Below are 14,426 nucleotides of genomic sequence, written 5' to 3' on the forward strand. Positions count from 1 at the left end.
CATTACGAGTTGATGTTTTTTCCACTATTACCCTTGTGACAAGGCTTCGCAATTGAGTATTTTTTGCTTAGAGAAGAGTGTTTTGGGTGCAAATATCAAGCTTTGGATATGAAAAAACCTGAAAACTATATAAAATAATCGTTTCATGTATCCACTTATGGCTACAACGCCTTAGAATGATTCATTGAAAAGTCTAGCGGATGGGAGTTGTAGCGGTTTTAAGCATAAATACTCAAAAAGCAAGACTTTTGTAAATCCCTTTTCCAAGGATGCAAGTAAGGATACATCAGGGTGCCTGCACCCAACAAACAGTAAACCGACACGGAGTTTGATATGAATAAAGGTGAATTAGTTGATGCTGTATCTGAAAAGGCTAGCGTTACCAAAAAGCAAGCTGATGCAGTTTTGAGCGCTGCTTTAGAAACCATCGTTGAAGCAGTTTCTTCTGGTGATAAAGTAACGTTGGTAGGATTCGGTTCTTTTGAATCTCGCGAACGTAAAGCACGCGAAGGGCGCAACCCTAAAACCAATGAAAAAATGGAGATTCCAGCAACTAAGGTTCCTGCTTTCTCCGCAGGGAAGCTCTTTAGAGAAAGAGTTGCTCCCCCAAAAGAGTAGGCTTTTTTGAATTACCAGTTTTTTCGATGCGGCAACCGAGACACGGGGGAAACTTAGCTTGGGCAGCAGCAATAGCTGGTTGTCCCCCCGATGCTATTTTGGATTTTTCTGCCAGCATTAACCCCTTGGGGCCTCCCGATAGTACGGCTTCGGCTATCAATTCTCAATTGGGTAATATAAGGCACTATCCAGACCCAAATTATGGCGAACTAAAACAAGCTTTAGGTCGCTTTCATAAACTGCCATCTGAGTGGATTATGCCGGGTAACGGCTCGGCAGAATTACTGACTTGGGCAGGAAGGGAATTAGCAGAAGTTGCCGCGACAGTTCTCGTGACTCCAACCTTTGGCGATTATTATCGAGCCTTGGGGGCATTCAACGCTAAAGTGTTGGAGTTTCCTATGTCGTTAATCAATTCAATAAATCTCGATTTGTCAACGATTCTTGACAAGGGATTTACGACAAAGGATAAAGGACTATTGTTGAATAATCCCCATAATCCGACGGGAAAATTATTAACGCGGGATGCGATATTACCCTACCTAAAAGAATTTGCTTTGGTGGTAGTGGATGAAGCTTTTATGGACTTTCTGCACCCTTGTGAGGAACAAAGCCTAATTGATGTGGTACAGGAATATTCTAATTTGGTAATATTGCGTTCCTTGACTAAGTTTTACAGTCTTCCCGGCTTGCGCTTTGGGTACGTTATAGCTCATCCCCAACGCTTACAAAAATGGCAATCGTGGCGCGATCCTTGGGCGGTAAATTCCCTCGCAGCAGCAGCAGCAATTGCCGCCGTAGAGGACAAAAGATTTCAGCAACAAACCCTTGATTGGCTACCAAAAGCCAGAAATGACTTGTTTGAAGGTTTAGCCGACATTCCAGGCTTACAACCGCTCAAGGGCGCTGCTAATTTCTTACTAGTAGAATCAAAGCATTCCACTTCCGACTTACAGCAGAAATTGCTTCAACACCATCAAATCCTCATCCGCGACTGTTTGAGCTTCCCCGAATTAGGCGATCGCTATTTTCGCGTAGCCGTGCGATTGGAGTCGGATAATCGGCGCTTGGTGGAAGCCATTGGGGGGATGGGGTAGGCTGTTGACTCTGTACCTTTTTCAGTCTAAAAGTTCATCACAAATCCCTCTCCCCCTCCCCTCTCCCAAGCTTGGGAGAGGGGTGCCGGAGGCGGGGTGAGGGAAGTATGTTGCGTTTAATCTTATTTCCCAATCCCCAATTACCAATTACCTACTAACAACTAACAACTAACTCCTAACAACTAACAACTAACCACTAATAACTAATAATTAATGTCTGTTGATTACGATATCGTAATTGTTGGTGGCAGTCTTGCTGGGCGAGATGCTGCTTTGAAGGCTGTTCAACAAAGGGCTAAGGTGGCTTTGGTTGAACCGCTATTTCGTCACGATTTGATTCAACTTCAGGGGATAGGGGAGGTTGCTAAGCTTGTTGGGAAGGTTAACGATCTAACTCAGTTTGGTGTTTGTAATGGTGGTAATGAGGAAGAAAAATTTCAAGTATCTTTAGAAAAAACGCTGTTATGGGGTTCCGCTGTTGCTGCAAATCTTAACGAACAGCTTTCACCTGCTTTTTTAGCGGGGCAAGGTGTTGATGTAATTGTAGGCAAAGGTTATTTTCAAGCTTCCCCAGATTTGAGCTTTGTTGTTAATAATCGTAAGTTAGTAGCACGTAATTTTTTACTTGCTACGGGTTCAATTCCAGCAATTCCAAATATTGAGGGATTGCAGAAAACGGGGTTTTTGACTTTATCAAATATTTGGCAGGTTTTAAGAAGTTCTACACCACCGAAAAGCTGGGTAATTCTTGGTGGTACGCCGCAAAGTGTGGAAATCGCTCAGGCTTTAGCGAGATTGGGTTATAGCGTCACGTTTATAGTTAATAGCCCTCTTCTTATTTCTCCTGTTGACTGGGAAATTGCTCGGTTGTTGCAAGCGCAGTTAGAAGTAGAAGGAATACGTGTTTTTACGCAATCATCTGTAACTCAAATTCGATTAATTGAAGATAAAAAGTGGCTGCAAACGGGAAATATAGCAATTGAAACTGATGAAATATTAGTCGCTGTAGCCGAACAACCTTTTATAGAATCATTAAATTTAGCTGCTGTGGGAGTGAAGTATAATTCCCGTGGTTTATCAGTTAATAAAAAACTCCAAACAACCAATCATCGGATTTACGCTTGTGGAGAAGTAATTGGCGGTTACAATTTACCAAATATCGCTAGTTATGAAGCGAAAATTGCCATAAAAAATGCTTTGTTTTTCGCCAAATATAGAATTAACTATCGGGCTATTCCCTGGGGAATTTTGACTCAACCAACATTAGCGCAGGTTGGTTTAACAGAAAGACAAGCTAAAAATCGATACGAGAAAAATGATATTTTAGTTTTACGACAGTATTTTAAAACATTAGCATCTGCTCAATTCACAGACGAAACCACAGGTATTTGTAAAATAATAGTTCGTCGTAATGGTGAAATACTAGGAGCTGCTTTATTAGGAGCAGAAGCCAGAGAGTTAATTAATATAATTGCTTTAGCTATTAGTGAAAAAATCAAAATTAATAAATTAGCTAATTTAGCACCAGTTTATTCAAGCTTTTCAGAAATCATCGAGCAAACAGCATGGGAATGGAACAAGCAAAGATTTGAAAGCACACGTTTACAAGATTTTTGGGATGGGGTGTTTTACTTTCTGCGAAATAGGTAAATCAGTTATCAATTATCAATTGGGAATGGGGCATAGGGCATTGGGCATTGGGCATTGGTAATGAGTAATTGGTAATGGGTAATTGGTAGGAGTGGTAAATTAATAATAATTTCTCCCCCCATCTCCTTGTTTTCTTGTCTAGGCTGTTGACTTTGATAGAATTTCCGCGTGCTTCGTTCATACAACTTTCCCTCACCCCGCCCTGAAGGGCACCCCTCTCCCAAGCTTGGGAGAGGGGAAGGGGGAGAGGGCTTTATTTTAGGGCTTGCTGAATAAAATTATAAGTCTTGTGAGATAAGGCTTTCAAAGCTTTTTCTCCCTTTCTTGTGCAAGCTTATGTCATATACTAGTCCAAAATCCTTGCACTTAAAAAAAAAATTATTGCTTAAGTTTAGAATTCAAGCCGCGAAACCTACTATTTTTAAGCTCTGTAGGTTCTATTTTAGATTTCTAGGCTTTTTCAGCAAGCCCTATTTTAAATGGGAACACGTTTTTTCCATGATTTTTTACCCCCTCAAAATGCAGAAAGTCAACACCCTACCCCCCCCATCCCCCCATCTCCCCATCCCCCTATCTCCCCCTCTCCCCATCCCCTCTCTTCCTCTCCGGCAAAGAGGCGCTACCGATTCCTTGGAGTACACCGCGAACTATTAAACCGACTCCTCTACCGACTACTCGGGTAAGCACGAAAACTACGCCGTTACCTACAAAGGATACTAGCGACTGTATGCGGGGTGTGGCTGCATCCCGTAGTTCTAGTAGTAATGTGACTACTAATGGGATTCCTCCGAGTTGTGCTAATTCGTTGTTGCGGGATGCGTATACTAAGACTTTGGCTATGCCGCGAGGTGCAAGTACTAATAGTTCGTGACGACTTTCAAATATTTCTTGGGGTTCTCCTACATAATTTTGCCAGCGATATTTCCACGATAAATTGTTTCTAAAGCGTTCAATTTCTCTTGTGGAAATTAGTTGCCGATTGTAATAATCTTTTTTGAGAACTTCTACATTTGCTAATCTATTTAACAACGGCTGCATGACGGCATTGGCAATACTGATTAACATATTTTCTAAAATCATGGCAGCGTGTTCGTTGGCTTCGTAGCTAGCGGCTGCATAGGATGTATTATCTATATATAAGTCTGTTTGATATATTAAATAAGATAATAATTCGGTTGTTAAAACAATTTTATTAAGTATTTGTGTCTTGACAATTACTGCATCTTGCAACAATATATCGACAATTTCTACTTGAATATCTTCTATTTTTATCCGCGAAAACTTGCCAAAAAAATCTTTAGTTGCTGCTTCCCAAACATCTGCTAACAATATATAGCTAACTTCATTTAATCGATTTGTTTCTACTTCAGAATTACGCAATTCATCGAGAGAATCTGCAAATTTCTGTAGTAATAAATAAAGTAATTCTCGCTTTTTATCTTCTCGTAAAATATCTATTTCTAAAGGAATATCTGTTACATTTTGTAAGCTAAATTGAAGTTTATTAATACAAGATGCAAATAATGTAGCTTGTAAAGCTCTTGGACTAAGTAAAGGTGGAGAAAGAGGGTTTGTTGTAGGATTTGTGATGGTGAGAGTGCTATTTGCTGGTTTAGGTAATGGTAATTCATCAAAAGAGATAACAGGGTTTGGGGGAGTTTGTTGTTCTTCTGGTAGTAAATCGATTAAATTATCAAGCAACCATTGTGCAGCAATTAGTTCGCGTCGTCTTCCCGCTAAAATAGCTTTGTCTAGCACTGGTAATCCGGGAATTTGCAGTTGTCTGGTAACTTCTGTCAAGTTAGGTTGGATATAAGTAGTTCCACTTCCGCGCAAATTATTGCGTAACTTATTAATTAAAGAGTTTTGAGATTTGCGTTTTAGCAGCGATGGTTCCCCTATTATTTCACCTTCCCATGCTTTTAATTGTGAGGTTTGGTGAATCCAATAAGAATTTCCTGCCGCGATTTGCTGCATGGCCATAATTAATTCGGAAACGGGAGTACCTTTGGGACAATAACCATTTACTCCTTCAGCTTTTAAAGCTGCAAGCATTCCCGGTTGGAGAATGTGGCATAAAAGTAAAATAGGTAAATTTGGGTACTGCTTTTTCAACTGTCTAATTAGCTGTAAACCAAATTCCTGACGATTTGCAGAACGATTATTATCCGGTTCCAAAACTACTAAATTGACTAAATGAGGATCTTGCTGCGCCAATTCTGCTAAAATTTGCAACGCACTAGTGTAAGTTTCGGCTTCCGCTACAACTTGCAACTCCGGGAATTCCTCCAGAGTTTGACGCAATCCCAATCTAAAAATGGGATCGGAATCAATTAACAATAATTTTAGAGGGCGATCGCTCATAGTTCGTTTACTAATGATTCCTTGTGTAGATACACCTTTTAGGGAAGGGATGGGGAGAGGGGGGGATGGGGAGATGGGGGGATGGGGGACAAGGGGACAAGGAGAATTTTAACCTTTAACCTGTAACCTTAATAACTCCTAACCACTAACCACTAACTCCTAACTTCTAACTCCTGACCACTAACCACTAACCACTAACCACTAATTTAAAATGAATAATAATTGCCGTATACAGCCGTTAGTGAGTATCTAAATGAATTTGAGCATTCGGCATTGGTTGGTGGAAAATTATATCGAAATAAGTCACATAAAAGAGTGTTCGCAGGGACAAATGACAGGTGTTGCCTTGCGAATCATTCGAGATATGGAAGTTAGAAGCCCCTCACCTTTTGATATATGTACTTTAGCAGAAGTTCTGGAACTTCCTTTAAGGTTTGTTTGGCATGAAGTTGGTATATTTGCTCGGTTAACTGAAAGTATTTTAAGTTTGTTAGGACAAAATAAGCCTTTTAATCGCAATGAAGCTACTTGGTTGGCTTTTCAAGTTGCTTATTTACAAGCTTTAGAAGAAGTTTTGATTGAGGAGCAAAGCAGAGGGCGAGTTTGGCTGGAAAGATTGGTGGATTTGGGAGATGAAGAAAGAAAGGGACAAGGGGAAAATTTCAATTTATTTGCGAATGCTTCGGTGAAACCTCTGGGGGATAAGCGTTTACAAGCTTTGATAAAAATTGTCCGAGAGGAAAAACTCAGTGACGTGCAAGCGGAAGAAGCGCTGTTAACGGTTGCTGATTCTTATGCAGTAGAAAGAATTAATCGTATTGCTGTAGCTTGGCTGGTTGCTAATAGCGTTTTGGAAGCAGAAGCAGAATTAATTATTCAACGGTTAAAAAATAAACTTTTGGGACATTTGATTGTGGTTGTAAGTAAAAATGCAGCCACTTTAGTTCAGTTACAAAAATTTTTTAGATTGGGAAATTCTGTAGAATTCAAAACTACCAATGATATTAATTTTTATAGAGAAAAATATCGAGCAAGCTTAATTAGAAAACTTGGGGAACCGCTGTTAATAGAATCTTTTTCTCTCAAGGATATATATATTCCCCCTGCTGGTTTACCTTTTAAGGGAAATCATCAGCCAGTTGATTTAATGAAATGGGTGGTTTCGCAGTTGGATGATTTAGAAACCATTACTGTAATTGAGTCGGAATCTGGCTACGGGAAAACTAGTTTCTGTCAAATATTAGCTGCACGGATAGCGCACAAGCTATATCCAGAATGGATGCCCGTAAATATTTGTCTTGGTGAAGTAAAGTACGGCGGTAGTTTTCAAGAAACTTTGGAATCTGCTTTTATTAATAATTCTAATTCTGAAATAAATTTATCTAGTTGGCTCGAAGAATCCCAAACTAAATACTTACTAATCCTTGATGGATTAAACGAACTACCCAACTGCGCCGAAAACAAAATGGCGATCGCGATATTTTTACGACAGTTACTTGAATTCCAATCGCGATTTAACCACAAAATTATTTTAACCAGTCAAAGTTGGGCTTTAGAAGATGTTGTTAACAAAGCAGCATCACAATTACGTCGAATCAAAATTCAACCTTGGGGACAAGATGAGTGGAAGCAGTGGTTTACAAATTGGGCAAAAGTTCAATCTATAACGGTTTCTCAAAACTTATTTTCATTTCTGAAAAATAATAAGGCTTTTTCTCGCAAATCTCATTTTTTACTATCAGATTTAGTCCGTCAACCTTTGATGCTGTATTTATTAGCGGTATTGCATCGCGATGAACTAATTGATGATGAAATATTAGAATCTGCTACCAATCCTCAAATTACAAATACCGCTGTTGTCTTGTGGAAAATTTACGAACGTCTCAATCAATGGTTTTATGGTTATCCAGTTCGCAGCGTTAGTCAAAAAATATTAGCATCATCTATTAATACCCATATTCACCGCACTCCAGAAGCAGTTAATTCACTCATAAAAAATCAGCATCCTCAAGAATTAATTAATCAAATACAAGCAGTAGCATTGCAAATTTTATATTCGAGAAACAAAAACATAGATTTAAAAAGCGATTTTAATTCACATCTTGCACCATTCTCGTTAAGCCCGAATTCTCGCCTTGTAAGCCGGAGGCTTTCTAGCCCGCACGCTCCGCGTGAACGCAGAGAAATCAATTCCAAGGCTAATCATCAAAGTAGGTTGAAACGTACTGGAAGCCCTTCCCAGTCTGATTTATCAGACTTTGCTTATGAGCCTGGGAATTTATTCCAAGGTGGTTTTGAAAATGGTACAAGATGTAAGTTTAATCAACTACCAGCATTTTATTTTAAAAAAGAAATAGAAAGGGAAAAAGAATTTTTATCTCCAATGCCCAATGCCCTATGCCCAATTCCCCCCTCTAAAATAAAATTTTCCCATGCAAAATTCGGCGAATACCTTTGTGCTGCATCGATTGTAAATCAACTAAAAGCTTTAACTAAAAACAGCCGCAACGCTTACGGAGAAATGATTTTTGCTTACGATTCGACCTTATCTGTTGCCGAGCATCTTTATCAATTACTTGGTTACGGCATTCTGACGCGAGAAATTGAACAACTTATTATCGAAGGATTGCGACAAGAGCAAAAACATAAATTCTCCTTTCAACTATTGTGCGATCGCCTGCAATCTTTTTGGTACGCTTACAGTGGTGGTAAATGGTTGGATGAAGGAATAGCACATAAAGCTTGGTCTTATTTTAAACAACTGCAAAACCCTTTAAACGTAGAACAGGTAAATGCAGCAGTAGGCATAAATGTATTTTTATTGCTCAGCGCTTGCTACAAACAAACAAAACGGACTTTCTCACCTTGTACAAATCCATTTTCATTAACAGAATCTTATCCTCAAGCACTAACAAAATTGATTGCGAAAACAGCATTTTTTCACCCAGATATTACCAGACTAAGAATTAGTGAAAAATCTTTAACATTCCTCAATTTAGTCAAAGCCGATTTAACCCAAGCGATGTTAGCTGGAATCAACTTTACTAGTACAGACTTATCAAATGTCCAGTTAAAAGACGCTTGTTTAACAGGAGCAAATCTTGCTGATGTAAACCTGACTGGTGCTGACTTAACAGGTGCTAATTTAACAAACGCAAATCTAACAAACGCCAAACTAACAGGTGCTAATCTTACAGGAGCCAACCTTTTAGGAGTAAATCTCGATCTAGCCAATCTTTCCAACGCTTGTTTATTTCAAGCTATCATTGCGGAAGCTCAAAAAGAAACTGCGATCGCAAATGGTGCCGTATTTTCTTTAGATAAATTTGAGGAACTTAAACGTTTGCTGTCGTATCAATCACAAGCAGATGATACAGAAAAAGGTGAAATAACGGAGATTGCATATAACGACAATCCCTCCATAGAGGAAATCGAAAGTGCAGAAGGCGAACCAATTATGTCTTTAGACTTGGATGATGATATGGAAGATGAAACTGTTTTGGGAACTACAAATTTTTAAGAGCTAGGAGTTCTAATTAATTTACAACCGCCGTATCAATCAATTTCAAGGCTAATATATAAAGTACGTTAAAACGCACTATAATCACTTCAAAACCTTGCTCAGTCTGATTCATCAGACTTTGTTTATCAGCCTTGGAATAAATTCCAAGGCGGTTGTTGCGAGTAGTGTAAGATGTAATATTTGTATATTTTCAATTCCTAACTCCTAAATCCTAACTACCTAATTCCAATCCAAAATCCAAAACAAAAGCATCCGTTGTTAAAATCTAAAATCTAAAATCCCTCCACCTTTAACCTACTTTCTGCATTATATTTTTATTTTTAAACAAAATGATACGACTTTATCACGTATTGCTCGGTTTGATATTAGTTCCAATCGGAGTTACAACAGCAGCATCTTATTTCTCTGCTAATAAAAACTCACAAGCTTCGATGAAAACACCAACTCCTACTGTAGTTGCGACAAAATCCAATCAAGATAATATTTGGAACAATTTATTACAAGATACTCCGCTTCCAGCAGGTTGGAAAATCAATCCTTGTCAGGATAAAGATTCTCTATTGTGTGTTTCTGCGAATGGGAAACTTTTAGGTACGGTGGAAATGGGAATTTTACCTTTGGAAACCCAGCCTAATTTTCAAAAAATGCTGCTTAATACTGGTATTCCCATCGATCAAAACATAAATTATCAAAGTCCCAAATATATTACACTGGTAACAGCTGCACTTAATACTTGGGTAAAAGAGAGGTATGGTGTATTAGCTAAAAGCGGTAAATATGTTTATGACGATAAGTTAAAAACAGCTAAAACAGCGGATGGTATCTTATTTTCTGCTTATCCACTACAGCCAGCACGAGTTGGTAAACTTCAAGGAATACGTTACGGTTTTGCTGGAATCGAGCAAAAAGGTGGTGTACGCGAGCAGCATATAAGCTATGTCGCTTTTGATGGCAAAGCACTTTATTTAATTAATACTGCTTTCGATCCAGCTTCATCAGTTGTTAAATTTGAAAAATTGGAAAATCTGTCAGTATTTCAGCCTTATCTAAATGCATTTGTAGCGAATTTGAAATTGCCGAAGTAGGGAATAAGGAGTTAGGAGTTAGGAGTTATGAGTTGCAATGCATTACAAGCCAGAGGCTAGGAACGAGTTGACTTGCTACTCATTTCTAACTCCTAACTCCTAACTTTTAAACATAACTAACGTGATTCATAAAACCTGCCATTAAGTTGATTTCGGTGTGTACGCTGGAAAATTTATCTGCTAGTTCCTCGAAGGTGATTTCTTCGTTACCTTGAGTTCCTACTAATACTGCTTCATCACCCCATGTAACTGGCTCTGGAATGTCTGTAATATCTACTGTGGTGATGTTTAATGATACTCTTCCGACTACGGGGCAGCGATAACCTTTAATTAAAACAATACCTTTATTGAATAATGAGCGGGGATAACCTTCACCAAAACCTACTGGTAAGGATGCAATTAAACTATCCCGTTGGGTAGTAAATAAGCTGCCGTAACCGATGGTTTTGCCTTTGGGTATTTTCCTTACTTGGGCTACCCTGGTTTTTACTGACATTACTGGCTTTAGTTCGGGAGGATTTTCAAAATCCTGGGAGGTTCGCACGCCGTAACAAGCTGCTCCTACTCTGACTAATCGGTTGTGTTCGTTAGCTACACGTACTGTAGCCGCGCTGTTATGAGTGTGAGTTAGTACTTTATGGTCTACGTAATCTTTTAGGACTTCACGTGCTTGGTAAAAGTCTTCTATTTGTTTATGAGTAAACCCTAAATCTTTGCCATCGGAACTCGCAAAGTGAGTCATTATACCCACAATATCGATACCTGGTAGCCCGCAAACCTGTTTAAGTTCTTCTATTTGATTAGAGAAAAAACCGCTTCTACCCATTCCCGTATCGATGTTGATATGCACGGAAATCTTTTTTCCTTGCTTGAATCCTGCTTCGGAAAGGTAGTTAGCGGCCTCGATGGTTCCTATTTGTTCCTCTATGTTGAGACTCTCGATGGATTCCTGCAATTCTTCAGGTAAAGCCATCCGCAAACGCAACAGTTTTACGTTTAAACTTAAATCGCGAATAATTGTTGCTTCGGGGTTAGTACAAATACCTATATAGTCTGCACCTGCTGCAACTGCTGTAGGGGCTAATTGCTTCAAACCATGCCCGTAAGCGTTAGCTTTCATGACTACGCACAGTTGAGAAGGTTTAACTTGATTACGAATGTAACTAATATTATTTTTGAACTTATCTGCTGAAACCTTTACTTCAATATGATGCTGATTCATTGGGGCCAATTAAATTCTCTCCTACCGATTCTGAATCAATCAATCATATCTATTAACTGCTACATTTTTAGAGCGCAAATCAAACAATTAGCTGGTTATTTAATGCTTATATTTTACTTTTTAAAAAGAATTTTATTTATATTGAGAATTATCTTTTGATAAAAATTAATCGGTAATAAAAACTATTGCTAATTATCTAAAAACTATGAAACTAAAAAAAGTTCGTAGTCAGGGCTTGAGCCACTTAATCAGAGGACTAAAGTCCGGAGCTACGAACCATGAGAATTAAATTTCGGCTTCAGCTCGCTCGATCAAGCGTTTTGTAAGGGTTTGCGTACCTGTATGCTCAAAATAGTTGGTGCTGAGGTCGAGGAAAGCGGCGAGATAATCTAATTTATCATCGGCAAAATCAACGAAATTGCTCAACTTACTCGTAACTTTTTGAGGAGTTAAATCATTCTTCGATACGGTGTTGCTCATCCAGCCTTTTACTGAGTCAAAGCTGGAACCAATAAAGTTAAGTTTACCTTCAGAACTATCACCGGGTATTGCATCATTCATCTGCTTGAATGTAGAGTTATCTTCTAACTCTTTCGGACTCATTCCGTTGAGTGCAGATTGTGCTTGTTGAATAAAATCGGGGCCGAGGGGAACCAAACCATCAAGGCAGATTAATCCCACCATGCGGATGTAAGATTCACCGCTATATTCACCCAAAGAAGCGACAAAATCGCCAATGCTATCTCCAGGAATACCGTTGATGCTGCAAAAAGCTAGCAATTCGGCGATTAATTTCAAAGATAAATCAATAGTTTGTGCTTTATCAGCTTTGGGAGTAAATCTGTTTATTAAACCTCCGAACAAAGGAATTTTACCGCTGACTTTATTAGCCAAAGCCGCCGCACCCAAAGCTTTATCGGTGCTGTCAACGGTTTGGTAAAGCCATAAACCTTTTTGATATCCTTGAGAACGGTCATTGTAAAGATAAATTGCCCGTTCGCCAATGGCTTGTATCATATCTTCATCATCTTCGCCAGTTACCTCTTTAATGGTATTGACAAAACCGACTGTATTTTTCCAATGCCCTGGGGTAATACTATCTAACGCATTTAGCACCGAAACGGTAATACCGCTTGTTGGTAGTTCATCAACCAATTCAAAAACTGGTTTACTCATGATAGTAGGCTCCTTGATTATTTACTTTTTGCTGGGAAGATTGATTTTAGTTAGAAATTGTAGAGACGTAGCAGTGCTACGTCTGAACGGGAGTTAGGAGTTAGGAATTATGTATCTAACAACTAACCACTAACAACTACTAAGCTTTCACACGCGATAAACCGTTGAGGTCAAATTTCTTCAGCCAAGCTTCTCGATCTGCTGCTGTAAATGCATCAGCATCGCTGGAGATTATTTTTACTTGATAGCGATCGTCCACTAAAACCGCAGTCTGTTTTCCAAGTTCTACCGCTGGATAACCGGAGATTTTTTTGGGGCTGTTAGCAAATTTGGCTGCTGCCGAAGGGTTGCTGGTGGTATCGTTAATGGAAATTTTCGCTACTTCCTTGCCGTCTTTTTTCAGTTTCGCTTGAGCAAAGCCTTTTTTCTCTTGAGTAAAGACTCGCTGATAACCATCTGAAGCTGAAGGGAAAAACTTATTAAACTCACTGCCTTGAGTAGCATCTTTAGCAACAGCTTGTCCTCTCTTTTGCTGGGTGCTTTCCTGCTGCACTTGGTCAAAACGTCCTGGTGCTTTTTGAGCGCAGGCTGTTGTGAATAGCAAAATCGAAAGTAGTAAAGCCGCTAATATCCTGCGGGTGCGGGAAAAATTCATCTTTGACTCCTAATTGTATCTTGACCTTATTTTGACCGAACAAAGTATAAAGGATTAACAATTTATACTTTATGACTCATCCTTTATACTTCATTTGTCAATCAACAAAAATCTTTTTTGATAACTTTTAAGTATGTTTATCAACAGTTAAACGTTATTACTATTAGGACAAAGGAATCAACATTAATACGGTTTTCTTTAACCTTTGACCTTTGACCTTTAACCTTTAACTTTTATTAACTGTTAATTTCGGTGAGCTATAACAGCATAAAATGGGTCGCCACCTGCCGCACCTAACCACTGGAGGAAATTTGGTGCAGTTGATTGATTTTTGATTACTTCTGGAGGAGTAAATCCGGGAACCGATTGAAAGTAGCTTCTAACTAATTCGACTCTACCGGCTTCGCTACTATCGCGCCACGCTTGAATTGCTTTTTGAGAAAACATTCTGTTAGAAAAGCTGAAAATTGCTACACCACCAGGTTTGAGGATGCGATGAATTTCAGTAAATATTGCTTCCGGATACTGCAAATACTGTACTGAAACACAATTAAGAACAGCATCAAAATCTTGGTCTTTCAGCGGTAATTTAGGATTTTCGTTAAGATTTTGCACAAAATAATTATCAAAACGTGGATTGCGTGCTAATTCTTCTTGATTGAGTCCGTGTCCCTCAACATGACTAAACTGCATTTCTTGGGGTAAATGGGAAACCCAACTACTCATCATGTCAAAAATCCGCGTATTCGGTTCGAGACGTTGACGATACAAATCCGTAAGTTTTTGAATAAACCCATCATCTACATGAGTAACAAAACGGGGAAGCCCGTAAAACAATTTATCATCCGTATCATCCAACTTTATGCGTTGATTTGGTCGAAGCACCATAAAATCCCCCTTTAAATCAGTTATCAGTTATTAGTTGTTAGTTTTCACTAGGGAGCGAGACGCTCCCACTACTTCTTATACCTTTTAAATGACTGTAGCTCACTGTTCACTGCTCGCTGTTAACTGTTAACTGTTTAAATATGGTACA

10 protein-coding genes are annotated in these 14,426 nt (G+C 38.9%); 5 read left to right on the forward strand and 5 right to left on the reverse strand.

Features of this window, described 5'->3' with window-relative positions:
• The first annotated feature begins 333 nt into the window (after positions 1-333).
• The 3 genes from ACM03V_RS05400 to ACM03V_RS05410 all read left to right on the forward strand — a co-directional run bounded on the left by ACM03V_RS05400 (position 334) and on the right by ACM03V_RS05410 (position 3,365).
• Entirely contained in the window at positions 334-618 is a 285-nt protein-coding gene (locus ACM03V_RS05400) for an HU family DNA-binding protein (RefSeq protein WP_193925038.1), read from the forward strand.
• A gap of 26 nt (positions 619-644) precedes the next feature.
• Positions 645-1,715, forward strand: coding sequence for a threonine-phosphate decarboxylase CobD (gene cobD / locus ACM03V_RS05405; RefSeq protein WP_414619732.1), 1,071 nt, complete (start codon positions 645-647; stop codon positions 1,713-1,715).
• 213 nt (positions 1,716-1,928) lie between these two features.
• Positions 1,929-3,365, forward strand: a complete 1,437-nt coding sequence (locus ACM03V_RS05410; protein WP_414619733.1) for a dihydrolipoyl dehydrogenase family protein — start codon at positions 1,929-1,931, stop codon at positions 3,363-3,365.
• Between the two features lie 570 nt (positions 3,366-3,935).
• On the opposite strand, the gene ACM03V_RS05415 is transcribed toward ACM03V_RS05410, so the two are convergent.
• Positions 3,936-5,729 carry a DUF3685 domain-containing protein gene (locus tag ACM03V_RS05415; RefSeq protein ID WP_414619734.1) on the reverse strand — a complete coding sequence of 598 codons (1,794 nt, stop codon included), beginning with the start codon at positions 5,727-5,729 and terminating at the stop codon, positions 3,936-3,938.
• A gap of 253 nt (positions 5,730-5,982) precedes the next feature.
• Between ACM03V_RS05415 and ACM03V_RS05420 the strand changes: the two genes are divergently transcribed.
• Positions 5,983-9,249 (forward strand): pentapeptide repeat-containing protein, encoded by a 3,267-nt coding sequence (locus ACM03V_RS05420; protein WP_414619735.1) that lies wholly within the window; start codon positions 5,983-5,985, stop codon positions 9,247-9,249.
• 332 nt (positions 9,250-9,581) lie between these two features.
• Positions 9,582-10,337 (forward strand): hypothetical protein, encoded by a 756-nt coding sequence (locus ACM03V_RS05425; protein WP_414619736.1) that lies wholly within the window; start codon positions 9,582-9,584, stop codon positions 10,335-10,337.
• Between the two features lie 106 nt (positions 10,338-10,443).
• Here the strand turns inward: ACM03V_RS05425 and alr are convergent, their stop codons facing one another.
• From alr to ACM03V_RS05445, 4 genes are all read right to left on the reverse strand, one after another.
• Positions 10,444-11,559, reverse strand: a complete 1,116-nt coding sequence (gene alr, locus ACM03V_RS05430; RefSeq protein WP_414619737.1) for an alanine racemase — start codon at positions 11,557-11,559, stop codon at positions 10,444-10,446.
• Between the two features lie 285 nt (positions 11,560-11,844).
• Entirely contained in the window at positions 11,845-12,735 is an 891-nt protein-coding gene (locus ACM03V_RS05435; protein WP_414619738.1) for a hypothetical protein, read from the reverse strand.
• A gap of 139 nt (positions 12,736-12,874) precedes the next feature.
• A complete protein-coding gene (locus tag ACM03V_RS05440; RefSeq protein ID WP_414619739.1) occupies positions 12,875-13,390 on the reverse strand; it encodes a hypothetical protein in 516 nt (171 codons plus the stop codon).
• 243 nt (positions 13,391-13,633) lie between these two features.
• On the reverse strand, positions 13,634-14,278 hold the full coding sequence (locus ACM03V_RS05445; protein WP_414619740.1) for a class I SAM-dependent methyltransferase: 645 nt from the start codon (positions 14,276-14,278) through the stop codon (positions 13,634-13,636).
• Between the last annotated feature and the right edge of the window lie 148 nt (positions 14,279-14,426).

The sequence above is a fragment of the Calothrix sp. CCY 0018 genome (genome assembly GCF_963920925.1).
In the GTDB taxonomy this organism is placed as follows: domain Bacteria; phylum Cyanobacteriota; class Cyanobacteriia; order Cyanobacteriales; family Nostocaceae; genus Rivularia.